This window comes from Actinomadura verrucosospora, from assembly GCF_039540335.1.
Classification (GTDB): Bacteria; Actinomycetota; Actinomycetes; order Streptosporangiales; family Streptosporangiaceae; genus Spirillospora; species Spirillospora verrucosospora.
In genome coordinates, this window is the sequence record NZ_BAABEV010000038.1 from 1 (window position 1) to 23,806 (window position 23,806).

Here is a 23,806-nt window from a genome sequence, read left to right on the forward strand (position 1 = left end):
GGTCCGCCGCACGAACGTGCCGCCCGCCGCCCGCGCCCGCGCCACGTCCGGGTCGCCGTCCGGCGCGTCCGCCAGTTCCGCCAGGACGCGCAGGCAGGTCCGCACATCGTCGTCGCGCATGCGCGCCATTAAAGACCCGCGGACTCCCGCCCCGCGACATCGCCCATCAAGATCACAAAACGGCCCCGTCGCGCCCGAACCGTGAGAAGTCTGTCGCTCCCCGCTGTTAGCGTCCGTCCAATGAAGGCTGCCGATCTTGAGCAGACGCTTCGGGACGACCCCGGCGACCTCGCCTCCTGGCGCCTCTACGGCGCCCGGCTGCGGGAGCGGGGCGACGCCCGGGGGACGCTCATCGAGCTCCAGCAGCGCCGCGACCGCACCCGCCCGGCCGATCGCGAAGCTCTGGACCGTGAGATCGCCGCCGTCGTGGACGAGCACCAGCGGAGCTGGGACGCGGCGCTGCCGGAGGGCGCGACCGTCCTGGAGCGCCGGTACGGGTTCGCCACGAAGGTCGCCGTCGAATGGTCCGACAGCGCGCCCGTGACGATCGAGCAGGTCATGCAGGCCCCCTTCGTGACCGCGCTTCGAATCGCGCCCTCCGAGACCCAGGAGCGGGACGACTACGAATGGGGGGACCCGTCCGAAGCCGCGCTGCCGGTGCCGGCGCCGTCCATCGACACCGGCGCCCTCGCGACGCTCGACCTCGGCCGGCTCGTCGAACTCGATCTGTCGTACCTGCGCATCGGCGCCCCCGGTGCCGAGGCCCTCGCCGTCTCGACGTACTTCCGCTTCGAGGCGTCCGGCGCGGGCGGCTTCGGCCCCTCGGCGGGGAGCGGGCGAACCGAGATCCTCGACCTGCGGTACTGCCGCGTCGGGGACGCCGGCCTGGCCGCCCTCGCGGCGTCCCAGGGCTTCGCCGGCGTCCGCCGCCTGCACCTCCAGCGGAACCTGCTCTCCGCCGAGGGGCTGCGCGCGCTGCATCCTCTCGCCGGACTGGCCGAGCTCGACCTGCGATACAACGAGATCGGCGCGGAGGGGGTGCGGGCCCTTCTCGCCGCGCCCTTCGTCGGCTCGCTGAAGAGGTTGCTGCTGTACCGCGACGACGTCGGAGAGGCCGGGGCGAAGATGCTCGCGGACGCCCCCCACCTCCCGCCCGGACTGCGCAGCTACTGGAGGAACGTGTGAGCATCGAGCTCCGCGACGGCTTCTTCGCCCTGTCGAACGGCCGGGCCCCCGCCGAAGAGGCCGACCGCTACCGCGCCCTGGTCGACGCGACCGACACCGAGCCCGTGACGACGATCGACGGGCTGGCGGTCGGCTGGCATCCGACGGCGAGGTTCAAGGCGGTGCGCTTCGTCGACGCCGAACGCATCGACGCCGGTGTGCGGGATCTGTTCGCACGGCCGAGCGAGAACGCGCCGTACCTCGCCGCGGTCTTCGTCGATCCCCGCGAGTTCTCGTTCCGCACGTTCGAGAACATCCTCCCGCTCGACCACCGGTTCGCGGACGTCCCGCTGGAGTTCGAGCTGGCCGAGCGCGACGAGGTCGCCGAGGGCGTTCAGGCGTTCTCGCTGCGGCTCCCCGGCGCCGCCCGGGCCTGCCTGGAGCAGCTCGACTCACTGGACCTGTACGTGCCGCCGCTCAACGCGGGCTCGCGGGGCGGCGACCGGTTCATCTTCCACTCGGCGCTGCTGGCCGAGGCCCTCACCGGCGCGGTGACCAGGGCGATGCCGCGGTCGGCCCTCGACGGCTTCTCGCACGTGAACCCGGTGTTCCGCTGCAACCGTTTCGAGCCGGGCGACGCCGGCTTCCACCGGCACCTGGACACCCCCTACTACGACGCCTCGCGCCGGCACGTCTCCCGCTACACGGTGCTGCTGTACCTCACCGGCGGTTCGGCCGATCCCGCCCTCGCCCTCGAAGGCGGCGCCGCGATCGGGACGATCGATCCCTTCACCTGCGTGATCTTCGACCAGCGGTACGAGCACGAGGGCGCGCCCTACCGCGACGGCCGCAAGGTCTTCCTGCGCACCGAGCTCGTCTTCACCGATCCGGACGTCGCGCACGATCCCGAGATCGGCGCGCTGTTCAGCAAGGCCTGCTACCTGACCGGCGAGAGCGTCTTCGCACCGGAACTCGCCCGCCATGCCGACGCCTACTACAACCAGGTCGCCGCCGCGCACTGGAACGGCCTGACCGCCGGCGCCGGCCGCGAGCCCTTCGTCCACAAGCGGTTCCGCGGTGTGCACTTCGTCGCGAACGGCTATGACTTCTGGTTCGCGAAGAGCGACGAGACGACGCTCGCCGAGTGCGCCGCCATCACGCTGCTCGACTACTTCAACTGCAAGCTCGGCGACAGGGCCTTCCGCACCCTGTGCGACGCGGAGGTGATCGAGGCCGACGGCACGGACTGGATCCCGGCCTTCCTCGGGGACAGGCGCGGTGGTCCGGCGGTCGTGCCGTTCGACAAGTCCATGCTGTTCCCGGATCCGGAGGCGCCCTGCAGCGAGGACCTGCCCGACTGCGCTTGCCTGATCTGCAGCGGCAGCGTGATCGGCCCCTATTTCGAGAGCGCGCGCAACGCCGAGATCATCAAGCACTACACGCGCGCACAGGACTCCGCGAAGGCCGACGTCATGCCCGCGCCCGTCCTGATGCTCGGCGAGGACGTCCATCTCGACCCGGACATGTTCGTCGTCGAGGGCAACCGCATCCACGTTCTCGGCAAGGAAGCGCCGGCGCCGGTGAACTTCGCCGCCTGCCAGGGCGGCCCCCGCTTCCCGGACGCCAAGGACTTCATCGCCTCCGCGGCCGAGGTCGGCGTGGCGCACTTCCTCGTCCCGCCGATCCTGTTCGCCGACTCCGCCGACACCTACCACCTCAAGTTCGACTTCTTCCGCAACACCTGGATGGTGAAGCACGAGCAGTCCACCGTCTCCGTGCCGATGATCCGTCCGTTCGACGAGGACGAGCTCGGCTACGAGTACGAGTACGAGTGCGAATGCGAGTGCGGCTGTGACTGTGACTGCGGTTGCGACGAGGACGAGTGCCTGTGCGACGACGACTGCGAGGAGTGCGGCTGCGGATGCGCCGAAGAGGATGACGAGGACGGCGAGGACGCTCGTCGCGACCTCTCGACGGTGTAGGCGCCGCGTCCGGTGACCGCCTGGGCGGTCACCGGACGCGGCCGTTCGCGGACAGCTGGGCCATCCGCGCCAGGGCCGCCACCCAGAAGCGCTGCCGCTCCCGGGTCTGCCCGACCAGGTAGGCGGCCCGCAGCTTCGGCGGCAGGTACGGCAGCAGCCGGGCCACCACGTCGAGATGCCTCTCCAACTGCGACACCTCGGCGTTGGAGAACACCTGGTGGACCAGATCGGTGTCGTCGGTGCCCTCCTGCGACGTCTCGGCCGCCTTCGCCAGCCGGGCCTCCCAGTCGGAGCAGTTCTCGGCGATCTCCACCAGGCCGATCGGCCGGCGGTCCGCCAGGCGGGCCTCCAGCCCGGACAGCGGCACCGGGGCGTACTCGCCGTCGCCGAGGTACATCAGGGCCGGCTGCAGCGGCATCTCCGCCCGGTGCAGCTTGATCAGCCGCTCCATGGTGCGCTTGGTGATCCAGTCCCGGCCCTCGTCGTCGATGTCGTGCTTCCACCACTCCAGGACCGTCTCGGCCGTCTCCCCGTAGGTCGAGATCAGCCACTCGTTGGCCGGGATATCGTCCGGGTGGACCTCGTAGCTGATCGTGAACCGGCTGGCCTGGGCCACGTTGTTGGCGGCCACCATCAACTTGCGGCCCAGGTGGTAGGGAGGGTTCTGCAACGCCACCTGCGCCCGCAGGCCGGGGATCCGGCGGCCGGCGAGGGTCCACTCCTGAGTGATCTCCATGAGCCTGGCGAAGGCCGCCTTGTCCTTCGGCCGGTTGTACTCGTCCCAGATCAGCACCTTGGGCCTCGGGTCGAGCAGCGACCGGGCGAGCATGGCCTCCAGCGACCCGTCCGGGGTGGGCACCGGCACGCACAGGTCCTCGACGCTGGTGACCGGCAGCGAGAAGTAGACGGGCTCGTGGCCGGTCTCCTCCCGGGCGATCTGCTTGGTGATCTGCGTCTTGCCGCATCCCGGCGGGCCCTGCAGGAGCACCGCCCAGCGGTTGGCGATCGCGGCCCGCAGGATGCGGCGGACCGGGTCGGCGACGGTGGCGGGGTTGGCCGCCCCGACCGCCGCGGCGATGCCGTCGAGCACCTCCGCCGTGCGGTCCCGGCCCGGCCGCCCGTCCCGGCCCTCCTCCGCCAGCGCCAGCCGGGCGCCGTTCTGGATCGGCAGACCCCAGGCGAGCGGGAAGCCGGCGCGGGCGCAGTCCAGGACATGCTGCAGGGTGCGCGGCGAGAGCAGGTGGCGCAGCTCCGGGCTGAGCCCGGCCCAGTCGCGGAACACCTCACGCAGATCCCAGCCGGGATACCGCTCGGCCAGCGCCTGCCGCCACGCGGTGTCGTTCGCGGTCAGCCGGATGGTGACCATCCGGTCGAGGATCGCCGGGTCGGACCGGCGGCCGGTGGTCTCCGCCAACGACTCGTTGTCGGTCAGGAACACCCCGACGCAGCCGAGCTCGCGCAGGTCGTACTCGCCCAGGCTCCAGTCGCAGGCGATCTGCATCAACTGGGACTGCACCGCGTTGCCGGCCTGCAACGAGTCGTCGATGAGCAGCACGAAAGGTTTGCCCGGGACGAGCTGCCGCATGACGAGCTGGCGCAGCGCCAGCTCCCCGCTGCGGTCGTCGCGCACCGGGGCGTTCACCAGCAGGTCATCGGGGGAGAAGTTGGCCGCGGGCACGACGACCAGGGCGGTGCCGGGAAAGCGCTTCGGCACGTACGAGACGAACGTGGAGGTCTTGCCGATGCCGTGCTCGCCGAAGATCTGCCCGGTCTGCTCGGTCGAGATCATCGCGTCGATGAACTTCTCCAGCCTCGTCGCGGGGCCGTGCTCCGGCGGGTCGGGATAGGTGGCGGTGGGTCTCCACCGCCGCCCGGCGGCGGTCACTGTTCGGCTCTCCTCGCTCATCGCCCGGACGTGACCCGGTGGCAGGCCATCGGAGGGTGGTGGTGGTCCGGCCAGTCGTCGCCGCCGTCGGTGATCAACCAGATCCAGCGGTCGGGGGCGGCCGGGGTGACGTGCGGCGCGCGACCGTCGGTCACCATGATGACCGCGTCGGGTTCGGTCTCGAACCGCCTGCCGTCGACCTCCAGCCGGCCCTCGGCGTAGTCGACGACGTTCTGGAAATCGGTGCCGCCTCCGCCCGCCACCCGCTCGCCGGGGACGAACGGGGTCACGACCCCGTCGAAGGCGAGCCAGTGGCTCTCCACCCCGTCGGTGCGGCCGACCAGGGTGGTCAGCCAGTCGACCACGTGGTCGGGCATCGAGCCCGACGTGTCGAAGGCGATGAGCACCACCTTCGTCCGCACCGGCCCCCGCCGGGCCAGCATCGGGGGGTGGCCGAGGGCCAGCATGACCGCGCCGTGCTTCTTCGGGTAGACCAGCCGTTCGCTCTCGCCCAGCTTCGAGGCGAGCACGTCGGCCAGCCACCGCTGCCACCAGTCGACCCGGCGGGTCCTCGGGGTGACGCCGCGCAGCCTGTCCAGGCCCAGGCTCCCCCACAGCCGCTCCAGCCGCTCCCTGCCGTCCGTCGTGCGGCCGGCCAGGTCGAGGAGTTCGCCGCGCGCCGCCGGATTCCCGCGCAGCGCGGCCCGCATCACCTCGCGCAGGACGTCGTCGCCGAGCCGCTCCACGGTCTCGGCGTCCAACGGGACCACCCGCCGCTCCGCCCGGTCGCCGTCGTGCGCCTCGCCAGAGCCGCCGGGGCCGTCGCCGGTCAGGTGGACGCAGTACGCCGTGACGGGTTCGGTGAGCGCCTTCATCCGGCGCAACTCGCCGTACACCGTGAGGTCGGTGTGGCTGAACTCGTCGTAGGGGAGCGGGGCCAGTCCCTGCCGGCGCAGGTCTTCCCGGTACGCCCCGTAGACCAGGTCGGGGTCGACGCCGACCGGCTCCCGCTCCTCGCCGCCGGATGCCGTGCCCGCGGGAACCGTGGGCAGGGCGGACCGTCCCAACCGGCGCAGGGCGACATGGTTGATGGACACTTCGGCGGCCGTCGTGAACACCGGATCGGAACGCAGGTCCTCGTCCACGTAGAGGTGCCGGTGCATCAGATGCCGGGCCTCGTGGAACAGCACGAACCTGACGCCGTCGTAGTCCAGCTCCATGAAGAAGTACGGGTTGTAGAGCAGGGCGCAGCTTCCGTCGCCGGTGGCCATCACGGCGGCGGTGGGGATCGCGGTGGTCGGGATGTGGTGATGGCACTTGGCGTACAGCCAGGACGCCACCACGCTCTGCCCGGCGCCGAAGCCCAGCAGCACGGACTCCTTGCGCCGGCGGGCCTGCTCGACGATCTCATGGTCCGCGTCCTCCTCCGCCAGGAGCCGGCGCAGGTCCAGCGGACGGCGCTCTCGCCGGGGCCGGTGGCCCGGGCGGGCCGCGGCCCCTCCGACCGGATGGCGACCCGCGGAGCCGAGGTCGCCGGTCACGGCCTTTCCTCGTGAATGGCGCGCTCCCCTGCTTCGCGGGTCATCTGGACGCGGGAACGATAGCGGGCCGGTAGGACGAAGCGAGGGCCGCGGCCGGGCGCGGCGGCGCGGCCGGGGGGAGGGGGACGGGCTCCGTCGTAAATCGGGTGATCCGGGCATCCCCGGTCCGCTGTACTTGATCGCATGAGCATGCCGGACGGGCCGCGGCTGGCCCGCTTCATCGACACGATGATCGACCTCGGGATCACCGGTCAGGTGTTCGGCGAGCACGGCATCGGCAAGACCTCCACGTTCTTCCACCACGTCCGGCGGCGCGAGGACACCGCGCTCGTGTACGTCCCGGCCGCGAACCTCACCCCCGACGACCTGCTCGTCAACGCGCCCGTCCGGCAGGACGGGGAGCTGGTGCTGCGGCAGCTCATCATGCGGCAGCTCAAACCGGGGAAGCCGTTCGTGCTGCTCATCGACGACTCGCTCCAGGCGGGCGCGACGATCCAGTCGCAGCTCATGCAGATCGCCTGCAACTGGACGCTCGGCGAGCACGACCTGCGCGCGCTCGGCTGCGTCGGGGTGTTCCTGACCGACAACGAGACGCTCGCCGAGACCGCCGCGCTCCGCACGGACCCGGCCGTCCTCGACCGGATGGCGACGCTGCGGGTCACCGCCGCCGACACCGCGTGGCGGGCCGCGCTGTCGCGCAGGTTCCGCGGCGTCGACCTCACCGGCGTGTTCCGGGTGTGGGCGTCGCTGCCCGCCGAGCTGCGCCGGCTGCTGTCGCCGCGCACGCTGGAGCACGTCCTCGACTGCGCGCTCGCCGGGCTGCCGCTCGCCTGGGGCCTGCCCCTCGTGGACGGGCGCCGCCTGCGGCTCGTCGCCTCGGACAAGAAGCGGGGAACCGACCAGGCCCCCGAGATCCTCGGCCGCGTCGCCGCCGAGCTGCGCCGCGCCGGGGCGGACGTCCCGGACCCGGCGCACGTCCCGGACGCCGTCCGCCGCGTCGTCCGCACGGCGATCGAGCGGCGCTGGGCCGTGCTCGTGCAGGGACCGCCCGGCTGCGGCAAGACGGAGGTGGTGAAGGAGGTGGTCCGGGACGAGCTCGGCACGGACCCGCTCTACTTCTCGCTGCCCGTCACCAGCGTGGAGGACCTGTGTGCGCCCGTCCCGACCCTGGACGGGACGCTCGACAACCTTCTGTCGGGCCCGTTCCTGGAGCCCGGTGACAAGGCCATCGTCTGGGACGAGTACAACCGCCCCAAGGACAAGGCCACTTTCGCCCGCCTCATGGAGGTCACGCAGGAGTGGTCCCTGGCCGGGCGGCGCATCACGGGCCTCCGCGCCCAGATCGCCTTGCAGAATCCTCCGTACTACCTGGGCCGCAAGCTGCTCGTGTCACGCAACACCATCGCGCAGGCGTCCCGCTTCACCGTCTCGCTGGAAATCGAGCCGGATGACATTCCGGCGAACGAATGGCTTATTTCCCGTTACGGCGCGGTGGCCGAAACCGTCCTGGAGTGGTGGAAGAACGACATCGACGACGAGGGGCGCCAGTGGATGACCAAGCGCACGCTGGAGCGCCTGATCCGCCTGCACGGCACCGGCCTGCCCCTGGACATCGGCAAGATGTACCTGGGCGACGGCGACTACGCGCCCGTGCCGCTCACCGCGCTCGAGGCGCGGCTCGCCCGCCGGCAGGTGACCGGCCTGCGCGAACTCGCCGCCGACCTGGACGTCTGGGCGGAGCGGCTCCGCGCGGCCGGGGACGAGGGCTCGGACGCGACCGACATCGTGCACCGGGTCTTCGCCAACGCCGAGCTGTCGCAGCTCCGCGAGCACGCGGAGGCCGCCGCCCGGCTGGCGCCGCTGCTGCCGCCCAAGCTGAAGGCCACCTACCTGTTCGGAGCCGAGCCGGACCGGCAGCGGTTTTGGACGGGCGTCTTCATGGGAGGTCTCCGAGGGGGATAGATCGGCAAACGTCCTCGCCACTGTCTGACTTGGCTAGAATCCGTCCGTCAGACGAGGCTTCCGCCGAGAGTGCGCATCTTTGTCCGGTCGCGATCTGTCCCCGCGAGGAAGCCCTTGCTCATCGTCTCGCCCTAAGGAGCCTGTGCATGCCCGTGGAATCGGAAAGGCCCGTCCCCGCGGCGAGCCCCGTGATCGGGGAGGCGGAGATCGAGGCGGCCGTCCGCGTGCTCCGCAGCGGCCGGGTCGTCCAGGGCCCCGAGGTCGCCGCGTTCGAGGAGGAGTTCTCCGCGCTCGTGGCGGGCCGCCACTGCGTCGCCGTCAACTCCGGGACCTCGGCGCTGCACCTGAGCATGATGGCGCTCGGCATCGGCCCCGGTGACGAGGTGATCGTCCCCTCGTTCACGTTCGCGGCCACGGCCAACGTCGTCCGCCTCGTCGGCGCCGAGCCCGTCTTCGTCGACATCGAGCCGGGCTCGTTCTGCGTCGACCCGGCCGCCGTCGCCGCGGCGGTCGGCCCCCGCACCGCCGCCATCATGCCGGTGCACCTGTACGGGCACCCGGCGGCGATGGACCGCGTCGGCGCGATCGCCGAGCGGCACGGCCTCGCCGTCGTCGAGGACGCCTGCCAGGCGCACGGCGCCTCCCACGGCGGCGCCCCGGTGGGCGCGCTGGGCACGATCGGCTGCTTCAGCTTCTACCCGACCAAGAACATGCACGCCCTGGAGGGCGGCATGATCACCACCGCCGACGCGGAGACCGCCCGGACGCTGCGGCTGCTGCGCAACCAGGGCATGGAGAAGCGCTACGCCAACGAGATCGTCGGCGCCAACGTGCGGCTCACCGACGTCGCCGCGGCCATCGGCCGCGTGCAGCTCGGGCGGCTGCCCGGCTGGACCGAGCGCCGCATCGCCAACGCCCGGTTCCTCGACGCGAAGATCACCGGCGCCGCGGTGCCGCCGGTCGCGCCCGGCGTGCGGCACGTCTACCACCAGTACACCGTCCGCGTCTCCGGCGACCGGGACGCCTTCCAGCGGCGCCTCGAAGAGCGGCAGGTCGGCAGCGCCGTCTACTACCCGACGCCCGTCCACCGGCTCACGCCGTTCCTGAAGGACGGCGCCCCGGACCCGCGCTGGGACCTCCCCGAGACCGAGCGCGCGGCGGCCGAGGTGCTGTCGCTGCCGGTGCACCCGTCCCTCGCCGACGACGAGCTGGCGCGCGTGGCCGACGCGGTCAACACCGCCGGGGCCGCGTCGTGAGCGCGCCGCTGCGCGCGGGCCTCATCGGGCTCGGCGTGATGGGACGCAACCACGCCCGGGTCCTGTCCGGGCTGGACGGCGTCGACCTCGTCGGCATCGTCGACCCGGCCGGGCGGCCCGACGGCGCCCCGCACGGGGTGCCGATGATGGCCTCCCTCCAGGACCTGCTGGACGCCGGCGTCGACTACGCGGTGGTCGCCTGCCCGACGGCGCTGCACGAGGAGATCGGGCTCGCGCTCGCCGAGGGCGGCGTCGGCGCGCTGATCGAGAAGCCGCTCGCCGACTCGGTGGAGGCCGCCGAACGGCTCGTGGAGGCGTTCGAGTCGCGCGGTCTCGTGGCCGGGGTCGGCCACATCGAGCGCTACAACCCGGCGCTGCAGAGCATGCGGACCCGGCTGGAGGCGGGCGAGCTGGGCGAGGTGTTCCAGGTCGTCACGCGCCGCCAGGGCCCGTTCCCGCACCGGATCGCCGACGTCGGCGTCGTCAAGGACCTCGCGACCCACGACATCGACCTGACCGGGTGGGTGACCGGCCAGGACTACGTGTCGGTGACCGCGCACACCGTGGCGCGCAGCGGCCGCCCGCACGAGGACATGGTCGCCGCCGTCGGGCGCCTGGCCGATGGCTCCATGGTCAACCACCTGGTGAACTGGCTGAGCCCGCTCAAGGAGCGCACCACCGTCGTCACCGGCGAGCGCGGCTGCTTCATCGCCGACACGCTCACCGCCGACCTCACGTTCTACGCCAACGGCGAGGTGAACACCGAGTGGGAGGCGCTGCGCGCGTTCCGCGGCGTCTCCGAGGGCGACATGATCCGATACGCGATCCCCAAGCGCGAGCCGCTGCTGGTCGAGCACGAGCGGTTCCGCGACGCGGTCCTCGCGGGCCCCGGCGGCGCCGCCCCGGGCGACGTCGTCACCCTGCGGCAGGGCCTGCGGACGGTCCGGGTGTCGGCCGCCGTCCTGAAGTCCGCCCGCCTCGGCGAGACGGTGACGCTGCACCCCGAGGAGGCCCTCGGTGCCGTCTGACGTGAGTGCCGGGGTTCCCGACGTCACCGTCGTGGTCGCGGTCTACAACACGATGCCGTACCTGACCGACTGCCTGAACTCGCTGGTCGGGCAGAGCATCGGCCCCGACCGCATGGAGGTCGTCGCGGTCGACGACGGCTCCACCGACGGCAGCGGCGCCGAGCTGGACCGTTTCGCCGAGCAGTACCCCGACGTCATCAGGGTGCTGCGCCAGCCGAACTCCGGCGGCCCGGCGGCCCCCAGCAACCGCGCGCTCGACCACGCGACCGGCCGCTACGTCTACTTCGTCGGCGCCGACGACTACCTGGGCCCCGAGGCGCTGGAGCGCATGGTCGCGGCGGCCGACGAGTGGGGCTCGGACGTCCTCGTCGGGAAGATGGAGGGCGTCAACGGGCGGGCCGTCCGGCGGCCCGAGCTCTTCGCCGAGAACCGCCCCGAGATCGACCTGTACGACTCGGTGCTGCCGTGGGTGCTGTCGAACTGCAAGCTGTTCAGCCGCGAGCTGGTGGAGCGGCACAAGCTGCGGTTCCACGAGCACATGCGGATCGGCAGCGACCAGCCGTTCACCCTGGAGGCGTGCGTGCGCGCCCGGCGGATCTCCGTCCTCGCCGACTACACCTGCTACTACGCGGTGCTGCGCGACGACGGCGGCAACATCACGCAGGGCGCCGTCCAGGTCCACACCCGGCTCGAATGCGCGGAGAGCCTGTTCGGCGTCGTCGCCGACCTGATCGAGCCCGGTCCGAAGCGGGACGCGATCCTCAGGCGGCACGCCCGCTGGGAGCTGACGATGCCGACGCGGGAGGGGTTCCTCGAACTCGACCGCGCGACGCAGGAGGACGTCGCCGCCCGCGTCGGGAGTCTCGTCGAGCGGTACGTGACCGACGAGGTCCTCTACACGCTGCCCATCGTCCGCCGCGCCCGGCTCCGGCTGGCGCAGCTCGGCGAGGTCGACCTGCTGTGCGAGGCGATCCGGGACGGCGTCGCCGAGCGCTCCTACCTGATCGCGCTCAAGGACGGCCGCACCTACCTCGCCTACCAGGGCTTCGAGGACCCCCGCCTCGGACTGCCGGACGACCTGTTCGAGATCACCAAGGGGATGCGCAAGCGGCTCTCCCAGGAGGCGCGGACGGTCGCCGTGCGGCGCGACCGCGACACGGTGGAGATCACCGTCCGGACCCCGCTCACCGGCCCCGAGGCCGCCGACCCCGCGACCGCCCGGCTCGCGCTGGCCCCCCGCGGCGGCGGGAAGGCCCTCGACCTCGACGAGTACACCACCCGCGAGGCGCGCGAGGACGGCCTGCACGTCACCGCCCGGATTCCGGCGGCGCTCACGGCGGCGTCCGGCGGAGGCCGGCACGCGCTGCGGCTCGTCGTGCGGGCGGCCGGGGAGACGCACGACCTCGCCGTGCCGCCGGGGGCGTCCGTGGTGCCCGGCCCGCGCGGCGAGCTCTTCTGGCACCGCGCCCGGCCCTACCGGCTGGGGGTCACCGGCGACGACCGGCACGGCACGATGATCGAGACACGTCCGGTACGTCCGGCCCAGGCCGTCGCCCAGCGGGTCCGGCGCGTGACGTCCCTTGGAGGTAGGTAGCACATGCGGATCTGCGTGGTCGCGCTCGGCAAGATCGGGCTTCCGCTCGCGGTGCAGTTCGCCCGCAAGGGCCACCGCGTGATCGGCGCCGACGTGGACGAACGCGTCGTGGCCGAGGTCAACGCCGGGCGCGAGCCGTTCCCCGGCGAGGCGGAGCTGGACGTCCACCTCGGCGAGGCGGTGCGGGCCGGGCTGCTCACGGCGACGACCGACACGGCGGCGGCGGTCGCCGAGTCCGAGGCGGTCGTCGTGGTCGTGCCCCTGTTCGTGGACGCGGAGGGCGTCCCGGACTTCGGCTGGATGGACGCCGCGACGCGCTCCATCGCGCAGGGCCTGCGACCCGGCACGCTCGTCAGCTACGAGACGACGCTGCCCGTCGGCACCACCCGGGACCGCTGGGCCCCGATGCTGGCGGAGGGCTCCGGCCTCACCGCGGGCGACGGCTTCCACCTGGTGTTCAGCCCGGAGCGCGTGCTGACCGGACGGGTGTTCGCCGACCTGCGCCGCTACCCCAAGCTCGTCGGCGGCGTCGACGAGGCGTCCGCCCGGCACGGCGTGGAGTTCTACGAGCAGGTCCTCGACTTCGACGAGCGGCCCGACCTCGACCGCCCGAACGGCGTCTGGGACCTCGGCTCCGCGGAGGCGGCGGAGCTCGCCAAGCTCGCCGAGACCACCTACCGGGACGTCAACATCGGCCTCGCCAACCAGTTCGCCCGCTACGCCGACGCGGCGGGCGTGGACGTCATGAAGGTCATCGAGGCCTGCAACACCCAGCCCTACAGCCACATCCACAAGCCGGGCATCGCCGTCGGCGGCCACTGCATCCCGGTGTATCCGCGGATGTACCTGTGGAACGACCCGGACGCGACCGTCGTCCGCGCCGCCCGCGAGGCCAACACGCGGATGCCCGAGTACGCCGTCGGCCTCCTCGCGGACGCCTACGGCGACCTGACCGGCGCCGGCGTCCTCGTCCTGGGCGCGGCGTACCGGGGCGGCGTCAAGGAGACGGCGTTCTCCGGCGTCTTCCCCACGGTGGAGGCGCTGCGGCGGCGGGGCGCCGTCCCGTACGTGTCCGACCCGATGTACACCGACGAGGAGCTGGAGGCCCTGGGCCTGCCGCCCCACCGAGGCGAGTCGGTCACGGCCGCGATCGTGCAGGCCGACCACGCCGCCTACCGCGAACTCGGCGCGGACGACCTGCCCGGGGTCAAGGCCCTGGTCGACGGCCGCCGCGTCACCGACGCCTCCCGCTGGCCCGGCGTGCACCGCGTCGTCATCGGCGCCCCGGACGCCCGGACCGGTTCCTAGCCGCCTCGCTGACCGCTCGGGCCGGACCGCGCAAGCGCCCCGGCCGACCGCAACTGGAGAATCGAATGCAAATCGAAGACGGGACGGTTCCCGGCGCGTCGTCGCGCGGCCGCGTCGTCATGCTCGTCGACAACGATGTCGTGCGCGACTCCCGGGTGCAGAAGGCCGCGAAGTCGATGTCCGAGGCGGGCTGGGAGGTGCACCTGCTCGGCTGCACCGGGGCCAAGAAGCGCCGCTCCTGGAAGATCGGCGAAGCCCGCGTCCGCCTGCTGCCGATCCAGCACGTGCTGATCCGCAACCGGCACGGCGTCCTGCGCGCCACGCTGCGCCGTCCGCTCGCGTACGGGCACCCGAAGGTGGCGGACTACCGGCGGCGGCTCGTGCAGTCCCGGCGGGCCGACCTCGCCGCCGCGCGCCTCGACCGCGGGTCCCGGGGTCCGGCGCGCAAGGCGTGGCTGATGGCGCGGCGGGTCACGGCGAAGGCGCAGTCGCGGTGGGTCGCGCTGCGGGTCCGGCAGACGGAGTCGCTCACCGCGGCCCGCGCCAACCCGCGCGCGCCAATGGAGCGGCTCGCGATCAACTTCTGGCTGAAGGTCCTCGGCGACCGGGCCTGGCGCGTCCTCGACCGCAACCTGTGGGACTGGGACAGCACCTACGGCAAGGTCATCGACAAGCTCGAACCCGACATCATCCACGCCAACGACTTCCGCATGCTCGGCGTCGCGGCGCGCTCGGTCCGGCGGGCCCGCGCGAAGGGCCGGACAGTGAAGCTCGTCTGGGACGCGCACGAGTTCCTGCCGGGCATCCGGCCGTGGGGCGCCGGGCCGCGCTGGCTGCCCGCCATGATCGCGCACGAGCGCGAGTACGCGGGCGACGCCGACGCCGTGGTGACCGTCTCGGCGGCGCTCGGCGACCGGCTGATGGAGGGCCACGGCCTGCGCGAGCGGCCGACCGTCGTGCTCAACGCGCCGATCACCGAGGGCGAGCCCAGCACCTCCGACCCCGTCCCCGACATGCGGGAGATGTGCGGCGTCGGCCCCGACACCCCGATCGCGGTCTACAGCGGCAGCGCCTCCGTGCAGCGCGGCCTGGACATCATGATCGACGCGCTGCCGCGGCTGCCCCGGCTGCACGTCGCCCTGATCGTCTCCTCGGCGCGGTCCGACTACGTCCGCGGCCTGGTCGCCCGCGCCGCCGAACTCGGCGTCGCCGACCGCGTCCACACGCTGCCGTACGTGCCGTTCGACCAGGTCGTCCCGTTCCTGGCGGCGGCCGACATCGGTGTGATCCCGATCCACCACTGGCCCAACCACGAGATCGCGCTGATCACGAAGTTCTTCGAGTACTCGCACGCGCGGCTGCCGATCATCGTGAGCGACGTGCAGGCGATGGGCGACATGGTGAAGTCCACCGGGCAGGGCGAGGTCTTCCACGCCGAGGACCTCGACGACTACGTGCGGGCGGTCGAGGCCGTCCTCGGCGACCCGGGGCGGTACCGGGCGGTGTACGACGACCGGCCCGACCTGCTGCACGAGTGGACGTGGGAGGCGCAGGCCGAGGTGCTGGACGGCGTCTACGCCAGGCTGCTGCCGTCCGCCGCCAAACCGGCCCCGGGCGCGCCCGCGGCCGGGTCCGACGGCCACCTCATCGGCGCCCAGGACTGACGGTGGCGGCGGACAGGAGCGGCGACCGGGACGTGGCCGTCGTCACCCCCTGGTATCCGAACCCGAAGCAGGAGTGGGCCGGCGCCTTCGTCCAGTCGATGGTGGCGGCGACGGCCCCGGGCTGCGGCGACGTCACCGTCTACCACACCGAGGCGTGGCTGATGCGGCAGCCGGCGGAGGAGGTCGAGGCGGCGCGCGAGGCGCACCGCCGCCTCCTGCCGGTCGCGCTGCACCCCGCGCCCGACGTCGCGGGCTCGCGGCTGGTGCGCGTCCCGGTGCCGACGGTGCCCGACTACACCTTCGCCGAACTCGCCGTGCAGCACGCCCGGTGGCTGCGCGAGGCACTGGGCGGCGAGCCGATCCCGGCGCCCGTCGTCCACGCGCACGTGGGGCTGCGCGGCGGCTGGACGGCGCTGGAGAACGCCCGCCCCGACGCGCGGGTGTTCGTCACCGAGCACGCGTCCTTCCTGGACAAGGTCCTGGAGCAGCCCGACTCGCGGGAGATGTACGAGCGGGTCCTGGAGCGCTGCACCGGCTTCCTCGTGGTCACCGACGTGCTGCGGGACACCCTCGCCGAGGCGTTCCCGGCGCTCGCCCACAAGATCGAGATGATCTCCAACCCGATCTCGTTCGGGGAGCCGCGCGAGCGTCCCGTGACCGAGCTGCGGCGCTGGCTGTACGTCGGCACCCTGGTCGAGCGCAAGGGCGTGGGCTGGCTGCTGGAGGCGTTCGCCGAGTGCCTCGCCGAGGACCCCGCGCTGACGCTGACCGTGGCCGGGCCCGGCGTGCTCGCCCGGCAGCTTCAGGAACGGGCCGCCGAGCTGGGCGTGGACCACGCGGTGTCGTTCCTCGGCGCGGTCGCCCCCGACGAGGCCGCGCGGCTCATGCGCGAGCACGACCTGCTCGTCCACCCCGCCCGCTGGGAGACCTTCGGCGTGACGATCATCGAGGCGGTGGCGGCCGGGCTGCCGGTGCTCGTCACCCGCTGCGGCGGACCGGAGCGGACCCTGGCCGGCATCGAAGCCGCCGCGGGGGAGATGATCGACGTCGAGGAGAACGCGAGCTCGATCGTCAACGGGTACCGCCGCCTGCGCGACCGCTTCCCGGACGGTCTCGACCTGCCGAAGGCCCGGGAGATCCTGGACGGACGCTTCGGCTACCGTACGGTGGCCGAAGCGCACTACCGGCACTGGTTCCCGGAGGCGGGCGCGGACGGCGGGCCCGAGGGCGCCGCCGACCGTGCCGCGGACGACGGGGCCGCCGACGGGGGAGAAGAAGCGTGAACGTGCTGTTCGTGGCGCTCGGCGCCTCCCGCCGGCCCGCGGTCGTCCGGGAGGCGGCCCAGGTCCTCGCGGACGGCGGCAGCGCCGTCGTGCTGGTGCGCAAGGCCTCGACCTGGGCGAAGGACCCGCTCCCGGACGGCGTCGACGCCGTCGAGCTGTCCGCGCTCGAACGGCGCTACCGTCCCGCCGCGGTGCGGATCCCGCTGTACCGGATCCCGGCGCTGCTGCTGCGGGTGTGCTTTCCCGGGCCGCTGCGGGGGCTGGGGAAGCGGATCGACTCCGCTTACCGCAGGCGCGTCGCGCGGCCCGTCGACCGGCGGCTCGCCCGCCTGTACCGGCGCGACGCCGACGCGGTGCGCCGCCGGACGGTCGACCGCGAGCTGCTCCGCGGCCGCTCCATCGACCTCGTCGTCATCGCCGATCCGCAGTCGCTGGTGACCGTGTCCGAGCTCGCGGACACGATCACGGGCGCCGGAGCGACGCTCTCCTACTCCGTCGCCCATGAAAGGCACCCGGCAGGCTACGCCAGAGGATGACTCAATGACCGAACGCCGCCCACGCCTCCTGTACCTCGCCTTCTACTTCCCGCCGTCCCGCGCGAGCGGCGTGTACCGGCCCCGGGCGACCGCCAACCGGCTGACCGAGCTGGGCTGGGACGTCACGGTCTTCGCGGCGCCGCTCCCGTTCCTCTACGACACGATCGGCTCGGTCGACGACAAGCTGACGGAGACCGTCGACCCGCGGATCACGCTGGTGCGCCCCGACCTGAACCGGTTCGTCTGGCAGACGGACCTGCGCGAGTACAGCCGGTTCCGGGGGGCGTTCCCCCAGCTGGCCCAGTCGCTGTACACGTGGGGGCAGAAGCACGTCTTCCCTGAGCACTACGCGTCCTGGGGGCGCGACTCCGTCCGCCGCGCGCTGCGGATGCACGCGCGGCGCAGGTTCGACGTGGTCCTCGCGACGGGGAACCCGTACTCCTCGTTCGCCGCGGCGTGGCTGTTCCACAAGCTGACCCGCACCCCCTACATCATCGACTACCGCGACTCCTGGACCCTCGACCAGTTCAGCGAGGAGCCGATGTTCGAGGACGGGCATCCCGCCTGGCGCTGGGAGCGGCGGGTGCTGCGGTCCGCGGCGAACTCGCTGTACGTCAACGACGCCCAGCGCGCCTGGCACGCCGAGCGCTACCCGCGCGCGGCGGACCGCATGATGACCGTCCTGAACGGGTGGGACGCCGACACGCTCCCGCAGAGCGCCGCGCCGCCCCCGGCGGCCCGCGCGACGACGGGCGGGCACGCGCCCCGCTTCTCCTTCATCGGCACGGTCACCGACAAGCAGCCCATCGAGGAGCTGATCGAGGGGTTCTCCCGCGCCCGCGCGCATTCGGACATGCGGGCCGCCACCCTCAACTTCTACGGCTACTTCGGGTTCTTCCAGGGCACCGACAACAAGCTCCGCAAGCGCTTCGCCGCCGCGGCCGAGGCCGCGGCGGAGGCCGTCAGCGCCCAGGAGGTCGGGGGCGGGGCGGCGGTGGCCGAGCAGGCGGAGGCCGCCGCCGGCGGCGGAGCGGACGGCGAGGAACTGCTCGCCCCCGGCGTCTACCACCGCGGCCCGGTGTCCAAGACGGCGCTCGCCGACGTCTACCAGGACTCCGACGTGCTGGTCTTCCTCAACGGGGGCGGGCGCTACGTCACCTCCGGCAAGATTTTCGAGTACATGGCGGCCGGACGTCCCATCGTGTCGGTCCACACGCCCGGGTCGGCGGCCGAGGAGCTGCTGCGCGGGTACCCGCTGTGGTTCAACCCGGGAGGGCTCGCCCCGGCCGACATCGCCGCGTCGATGGTGGCGGCCGCGAAGGCTGCGGCGGGACTGGACGAGCGGCAGGCGGCCGAGGCCCGCGCCTACGCCGACCGCTTCGAACGGAACGTGACGCTGGAGCCGCTCGTGGGGCGGCTCACCGAGCTGGCCGCCCGCAGGCGCGGCGTGAGCGGGTGACCATGTTGGGAGACGGTGACGTGCACGGCGCGCAGCCCCCGAAGGTGCTGGTCCTGGCCATGGACCCCAGGCTGACCATGGACCCGGCCCCGAGCGTGCCGCCCAAGCGCCAGCACAAGAGGGTCATCGGGCTGGCCGGGCACTTCGCGGAGGAGGGCGCGCGGGTCGACGTGGTGACCGCCGAGCCGGACGGGTGGGCGAACCTGGACGAGCGGGTGCGCCTGCACCGGCTCGACAAGGCGGAGGCCCGGCACCCGCTGCCCTGGCTGGAGCACACGGTCGTGATCCGGATGCCGCGGATCGCCGTCCGGCCGGTGGCGCGGGCGGGCCGTCTCGGCGCGCGCCTGGACCGCGCCCGGAGCCGCGCCTCCCGCGCCGTCCACCGGCGGCTCTTCCTGCCGTTCTACCGGCACGTCCGGCCGCACGTGCTGGCCCGCATCGCGCGGCGGCGCGTCCTGCGGGAGATCGACACGGGCGGCCTCGTCCGCGTCATCGTGATGGACCGGACGTCGGTGCCGCTCGGCCGCAGGCTGGCCCGCCTGCACCCCGACCTCGTCGTGACGACGCGGCAGGTGCGCGACCTCGACGCCAAGGCCTGACCGGCCGGCCGCCCCTCCGGGCTCAGCCCTTCTCGGTCAGGACGGTCGTGTCCGAGCCGTCGCCGGCGGGGGCCTCGACGTAGACCTCACCGGTCCGCGGGCACTCCCACGTGCCGTCGGCACGCTCGGCCAGCCGGGCGCCCGCCCTGCCGACCCAGCCGATCCGGCGGGCGGGCACGCCCGCGACCAGCGCGAAGTCGGGGACGTCGCGGGTGACCACCGCGCCCGCGGCGACCATCGCCCAGCGGCCGACGCGGACCGGGGCGACGCACACGCTGCGCGCGCCGAGCGAGGCGCCCTCGGCGACGTGGACGCCGACCGCCTCCCAGTCGTCGCCGCGCTTCAGCCTGCCGTCCGGGTCCACCGAGCGGGGCTCGCGGTCGTTGGTGAGCACGACGGCGGGGCCGACGAACACGCCGTCCTCCAGCACGGCGGGCTCGTAGACGAGCGCGTGGTTCTGCAGCTTGACGTTGTCGCCGATCCGCACGCCCGCGCCGACGTAGGCGCCGCGGCCCACGATGCAGCCCTCGCCGAGCCGGGCGCCCTCGCGGATCTGGGCGAGGTCCCACACGGTGGTGCCGTCGCCGAGTTCCGCGCCGGGGTCGACCTGGGCGCTCGGCAGGATGCGGTGACTCATGCGGTGCCTTCCATGCGGATGTTCAGCGGGTGGACTCGGATCACTCCGGCTTCGCGCCCCCGCCGGGGAGCAGCCGCCGGGCGCGCTTCGCCAGCGACGCCAGCGGCGCGGTGACGTGCACGGTCGCGGTCCTGCGGTCCATTCTGACGTGCACGCGGCGCGGGGGCGCCAGCGAGGCGGTCACCGGACCGAGGACGCCGCCGTCCTCGGAGGCCAGGCGCACCGCGACGGGGTCGCCGACGCCGTCGACCGCGAAGCGGGCCCGCCAGCGGCCGGGACGCGCGCCCGCGAGGGAGAGGTCGGCGCGCAGGCGGGACGGGTCGTCCGGCGCGGCCTCCAGCGCCGCGCGGACCGTCGTCTCGCCGTCGGCGTGGTGCAGCACCACGCGCATCGCGGGGCCGTCGCCGAGGACGGGCGGCGCGTCGGCCAGCACCCGGACCCGCCTCCCCGGCCCCCAGCCGACCTCCACCTCGGCGAAGTCGGCGGACGTGAGGGCGGCGCCGGCCTCCAGCGCGAGCGGCTCCCCGCGGCGCGCCTGCGCCGGGCGCAGGAGGCGGGCCCCCGCCAGGGCCGCCCGCGGGAGGGGCAGGTCGCGCGGCCTGACCAGCGGCACCGTCCGCACGTGCCCGCTGAGCGCGACCTCGACGTGCAGGGTCCAGAGGCCGTCCGGGAGGGAGGCCGCCTCCGGGCCGACGGCGGCGGTGAAGGACGCTTCGACGCCTTCGTCCGCGGACGCGGCAACGGTCTCGCACTCCACGGGGCGGCGGTCGCCGTCGGCGTTCTCCAGCAGCAGCCGGACGACCGGGGTCCCCTCGTCGACGTCGCGGACGACCACGGTGCCGCCGACCAGCAGGGCGTCGTCCCCCCAGGCCAGCCGTGTCAGGGCGGGCAGGACCACCAGGGGCGCGGACGTCGCGAAGCATTCGTCGGGGATGCGGACGGCGGCGTCGCGGAAGAACGGGTACTTCAGGTAGGCGCGCCCGTCCTCCAGATGGAGGCGGGGCCGCGTCCCGCCGCGGCGGAACCGCAGGACCTCCACCAGCTCGTCGTCGAGGCCGTGCAGGACGCAGTGCCCGATCACCCGGTGGAGGGGGTGGGCCAGCTCCCGCTGCGCGGGGGTGTACCACTCCTCCAGCAGCTCGCGGCAGCCCGCGAGGGTGACCTTCTGGTCGTCGGGCGAGGAGTCCAGGTACAGGCGGTCGAGACGGCCGAAGACCTCCAGCCGCAGGTAACGCCGGTTCAGCCGCTCCCGCGTCTCGCCCGGCTCGGTGTGCTCGGCGACCTGCCGCATCGCCTGGCCGATGACCGTGTACAGGTCGGCGGGCGGGGCGCCGGCGCCCTGCGTCGCGCTGGAGCCGTCCTCGCGGGCGGCCCAGTAGTAGCAGTCGTAGTCGGCGAGGACGGAGACGCCGTCGGCGTTCAGGTAGGCGCCCGCGGTGAAGAGCTGGTCTTCGTGGGCCACCAGGCCCTCGGTGAAGCGGAGGCCCGCGCGCTCGACCAGCGACCGCCGGAAGAGCTGGAGGGCGGCCATCGACATCCGCCCGAACAGGTCGCAGTCGGGGTCGAGCACGTGGGTGCGCTCGATGGAGCGGTCGAACACCTTGGGCGACTTGCGGCCGCCCGTCCCGACCTGCTTGCCGAGGACGATGTCGGTGCCGTTGCGCTCGGCCATCGCCGTCATGCGCTCCAGCGCCTCCGGGCCCAGCCGGTCGTCGGCGTCCAGGAAGAACACGAACGTCCCGGTCGCCAGCTCCAGGCCGCGGTTGCGCGGCGCGCCCGCGCCGCCGGAGTTCGGCTGGTGGACGACCGTCAGCCGGTCGTGGGCGCGGGCGAGCTCGTCCAGCAGCTCGCCGCCGCCGTCGGTCGAGCCGTCGTCGACGGCGATGACCTCGACCTGCTCGGCGGGCAGGGACTGGGCGAAGACCGACTCCAGTGCCCCGCCCACCGTGTCCCGGCACTGGTACACCGGGACGATCACGCTGACCAGGGGGTGCGTCATGGCCCCTCTACACTCGGGGAAGCGACTGTGAGGGCCACTTTAGGCGTGCTCGGGGGCCGCCGAGACCGCTCGGCCGGAAATGGTGTACATCGTCGACCGGGGGCCGGCCTGCGCGAGCGCGTCGACGGCGGCGGCGAACCGCGTCATGGCGTCCGGGTGCTCGGGGCCCAGGAGGTAGTCGCGGAGCGTGCGCCGCTCCGCGGCCAGCGGGTCCTGGCCGGGCGTCGCCGCGACGGCGAGGATGTCGGCCAGCTCGGCGCAGCCCGGGTTCAGCAGGTAGGCGGCCGACGCGGACGGGAACTCGGTCCTGAAGAGGTTCTCGTCCATCCCGTCGGGGTTGGTGACGACGTAGGGCTTCAGGCTCGGGATGTAGTCGGAGATCACGCTGGAGATGTCGGTGATCAGCATGTCCGAGCGGTTGAAGCACTCGTAGAGGGAGGCGTCCGCGCCGGTCACCACCTGGTGGCCGCCCGCGCCGCCCCGGTTCGCCTGCTCGATCATCTTGATGAGCCGGGCGTGCACGGCGGCGGCCTCCGCCAGCCGCCGGCCGGTGTAGGGGTGCGGCCGGTAGATGACGCGCAGCCGCGGCCCCTGCTCCAGCAGCGTCCGGACGATCCGCTCGCCCATGCCGAGCAGGGAGCTGTAGCCGTGCTCGTTGTCCCAGCCCTCCCAGGTGGGCGCGTACAGGACGGTGGGGACGGGCCCGCCGGACGGCTCGGTGGTGATCTCACCGAGCTGCGGGCGGCCCACCTCGACGATGGCCTCGTCGCGGACCCCGGCGTCGGAGTTGTGGTACCGGTCGCGGCCCGCCGGGCCGGCCACCCACACCTCGTCGAAGACCTTGCTGACCGGGTTGGAGCTCGGGCCCTTGTCGCTGTCGCCGTGCCCGACGAACACGTGCTTGATGTGCTCCTCGCGGAGCAGGTGGAGGTTCTTGCCGGTGTTGCCCGGGTAGAGCGCGACCTTCACGGTGCCGAGGTCGAAGTTCATCATGTCCTCGGCCCGCGTGATGCACACGACGGGGAGCGGGGTGGGCGCGAGCGCGCCGACGACCTCGGGGGAGCGCACGAGGACCATCGCCTTGCGGTCCAGCCGCTCCAGCGCCTGGAGCCACATGTTGGCCTGGTAGACGGTCGTGGGCGGCCCGGTGAAGTACAGGACGACCTCGGGCTTGTACCGGTCGACGCGGCGCTGCACGTCGCGGCCCGTCCGCTCGGCGTTGAGGAGGCCGCGCATCCGGCGCAGCCGCGGCAGCTGCGCGGCGGCGACGGCGACGGCGACGGCCGCGGTGCCGAGGAGCCCGGCGGCCACCAGGGCCGGGAGGCCGACCAGGAGCCCGACGGTTCCGAACAGCAGCGGCAGGAGGTCGGCCTGGCCCTCCAGGAGGAGGGTGAGCCGGGCATGCCGGGGCGCGATGGGGGCGGGCAGCGCCGGCTCGCCCTGGCCGAGGCCGCGGGTCGCGAAGGGCAGCCGGTTGACGCGGCGCGAGGCGACCGCGCCGGCGAGGGTCGCGGCCCGGAGCCAGTCGACCAGCAGGAGGCCGACGGCCGCCAGGACGACGGTCGGCCGGCCGGCGTCGCCCGACTGGACCAGCAGCAGCACCAGGGCCCCCTGCCGGACCAGCACCCGCGCGCCCGGGCTCATCTGGCCCCAGCGCAGCGGCCTGGCCGCGTCCGGCAGCGTCCGGCCGACGGCGTACTCGGCCGCGTAGCAGAGCACGGCGGCGCCGAGGAACGCCCAGGGCGACCCGGCCGTGGCCGCCCCGATCAGCAGGCCGAGTGTGAGGGGCAGCCACAGCACAGACGAGTACCGCGTGAGAGCCGAGTACCGGGAGACGAGACGCCGCACGGCACACCTCCGTCTTGTCAGCGCCCGAGGGGTGGCGCAGTGGGGGGAGAGGGGAAGGGGG

General features: G+C 73.4%; 17 protein-coding genes. 12 read left to right on the plus strand and 5 right to left on the minus strand.

Annotation, left to right across the window (positions count from 1 at the left end; all coding sequences use genetic code 11):
* Nucleotides 1–240 precede the first annotated feature (240 nt).
* Nucleotides 241–1,185 carry a leucine-rich repeat domain-containing protein gene (locus ABD944_RS31360; RefSeq protein WP_345182879.1) on the plus strand — a complete coding sequence of 315 codons (945 nt, stop codon included), beginning with the start codon at nt 241–243 and terminating at the stop codon, nt 1,183–1,185.
* Nucleotides 1,182–3,146: a hypothetical protein gene (locus ABD944_RS31365; RefSeq protein WP_345182880.1), complete on the plus strand. Its 1,965-nt coding sequence runs from the start codon at nt 1,182–1,184 to the stop codon at nt 3,144–3,146. The genes ABD944_RS31360 and ABD944_RS31365 overlap by 4 nt, the downstream gene beginning before the upstream one ends.
* Nucleotides 3,147–3,174: 28 nt before the next feature.
* Here ABD944_RS31365 and ABD944_RS31370 read toward each other — a convergent pair whose 3' ends face one another.
* A complete protein-coding gene (locus ABD944_RS31370; protein ID WP_345182881.1) occupies nt 3,175–5,052 on the minus strand; it encodes an ATP-binding protein in 1,878 nt (625 codons plus the stop codon).
* Nucleotides 5,049–6,572, minus strand: coding sequence for a DUF2201 family putative metallopeptidase (locus ABD944_RS31375; protein ID WP_345182882.1), 1,524 nt, complete (start codon nt 6,570–6,572; stop codon nt 5,049–5,051). Before ABD944_RS31375 ends, ABD944_RS31370 begins: the two co-directional genes overlap by 4 nt.
* 183 nt (nt 6,573–6,755) lie before the next feature.
* Between ABD944_RS31375 and ABD944_RS31380 the strand changes: the two genes are divergently transcribed.
* From ABD944_RS31380 to ABD944_RS31425, 10 genes are all read left to right on the plus strand, one after another.
* Nucleotides 6,756–8,534: an ATP-binding protein gene (locus ABD944_RS31380; RefSeq protein WP_345182883.1), complete on the plus strand. Its 1,779-nt coding sequence runs from the start codon at nt 6,756–6,758 to the stop codon at nt 8,532–8,534.
* Nucleotides 8,535–8,680: 146 nt separating this feature from the next.
* On the plus strand, nt 8,681–9,790 hold the full coding sequence (locus ABD944_RS31385; RefSeq protein ID WP_345182884.1) for a DegT/DnrJ/EryC1/StrS family aminotransferase: 1,110 nt from the start codon (nt 8,681–8,683) through the stop codon (nt 9,788–9,790).
* Entirely contained in the window at nt 9,787–10,818 is a 1,032-nt protein-coding gene (locus ABD944_RS31390; RefSeq protein ID WP_345182885.1) for a Gfo/Idh/MocA family protein, read from the plus strand. The genes ABD944_RS31385 and ABD944_RS31390 overlap by 4 nt, the downstream gene beginning before the upstream one ends.
* Complete coding sequence (locus ABD944_RS31395) at nt 10,808–12,412, plus strand: glycosyltransferase family 2 protein (protein ID WP_345182887.1); 1,605 nt, start codon at nt 10,808–10,810, stop codon at nt 12,410–12,412. Before ABD944_RS31390 ends, ABD944_RS31395 begins: the two co-directional genes overlap by 11 nt.
* A 3-nt stretch (nt 12,413–12,415) precedes the next feature.
* Nucleotides 12,416–13,720: a nucleotide sugar dehydrogenase gene (locus ABD944_RS31400; RefSeq protein ID WP_345182888.1), complete on the plus strand. Its 1,305-nt coding sequence runs from the start codon at nt 12,416–12,418 to the stop codon at nt 13,718–13,720.
* A gap of 65 nt (nt 13,721–13,785) precedes the next feature.
* Nucleotides 13,786–15,384, plus strand: a complete 1,599-nt coding sequence (locus ABD944_RS31405; protein ID WP_345182889.1) for a glycosyltransferase family 4 protein — start codon at nt 13,786–13,788, stop codon at nt 15,382–15,384.
* A gap of 2 nt (nt 15,385–15,386) precedes the next feature.
* Nucleotides 15,387–16,667, plus strand: coding sequence for a glycosyltransferase (locus ABD944_RS31410; RefSeq protein ID WP_345182890.1), 1,281 nt, complete (start codon nt 15,387–15,389; stop codon nt 16,665–16,667).
* A complete protein-coding gene (locus ABD944_RS31415; protein WP_345182892.1) occupies nt 16,664–17,203 on the plus strand; it encodes a hypothetical protein in 540 nt (179 codons plus the stop codon). The genes ABD944_RS31410 and ABD944_RS31415 overlap by 4 nt, the downstream gene beginning before the upstream one ends.
* 4 nt (nt 17,204–17,207) lie before the next feature.
* On the plus strand, nt 17,208–18,662 hold the full coding sequence (locus tag ABD944_RS31420; protein WP_345182893.1) for a glycosyltransferase: 1,455 nt from the start codon (nt 17,208–17,210) through the stop codon (nt 18,660–18,662).
* The gene (locus tag ABD944_RS31425; RefSeq protein ID WP_345182894.1) at nt 18,659–19,261 is read left to right on the plus strand and encodes a hypothetical protein; all 603 of its coding nucleotides are present in this window, start codon (nt 18,659–18,661) and stop codon (nt 19,259–19,261) included. Before ABD944_RS31420 ends, ABD944_RS31425 begins: the two co-directional genes overlap by 4 nt.
* Nucleotides 19,262–19,283: 22 nt before the next feature.
* Here the strand turns inward: ABD944_RS31425 and ABD944_RS31430 are convergent, their stop codons facing one another.
* Genes ABD944_RS31430 through ABD944_RS31440 form a run of 3 tightly spaced genes read right to left on the minus strand, consistent with a single transcriptional unit; the run spans nt 19,284 to nt 23,745 of the window.
* The gene (locus ABD944_RS31430; RefSeq protein WP_345182895.1) at nt 19,284–19,898 is read right to left on the minus strand and encodes an acyltransferase; all 615 of its coding nucleotides are present in this window, start codon (nt 19,896–19,898) and stop codon (nt 19,284–19,286) included.
* Nucleotides 19,899–19,938: 40 nt separating this feature from the next.
* Entirely contained in the window at nt 19,939–21,897 is a 1,959-nt protein-coding gene (locus ABD944_RS31435) for a glycosyltransferase (protein WP_345182896.1), read from the minus strand.
* Nucleotides 21,898–21,936: 39 nt separating this feature from the next.
* On the minus strand, nt 21,937–23,745 hold the full coding sequence (locus tag ABD944_RS31440; protein WP_345182898.1) for a CDP-glycerol glycerophosphotransferase family protein: 1,809 nt from the start codon (nt 23,743–23,745) through the stop codon (nt 21,937–21,939).
* Between the last annotated feature and the right edge of the window lie 61 nt (nt 23,746–23,806).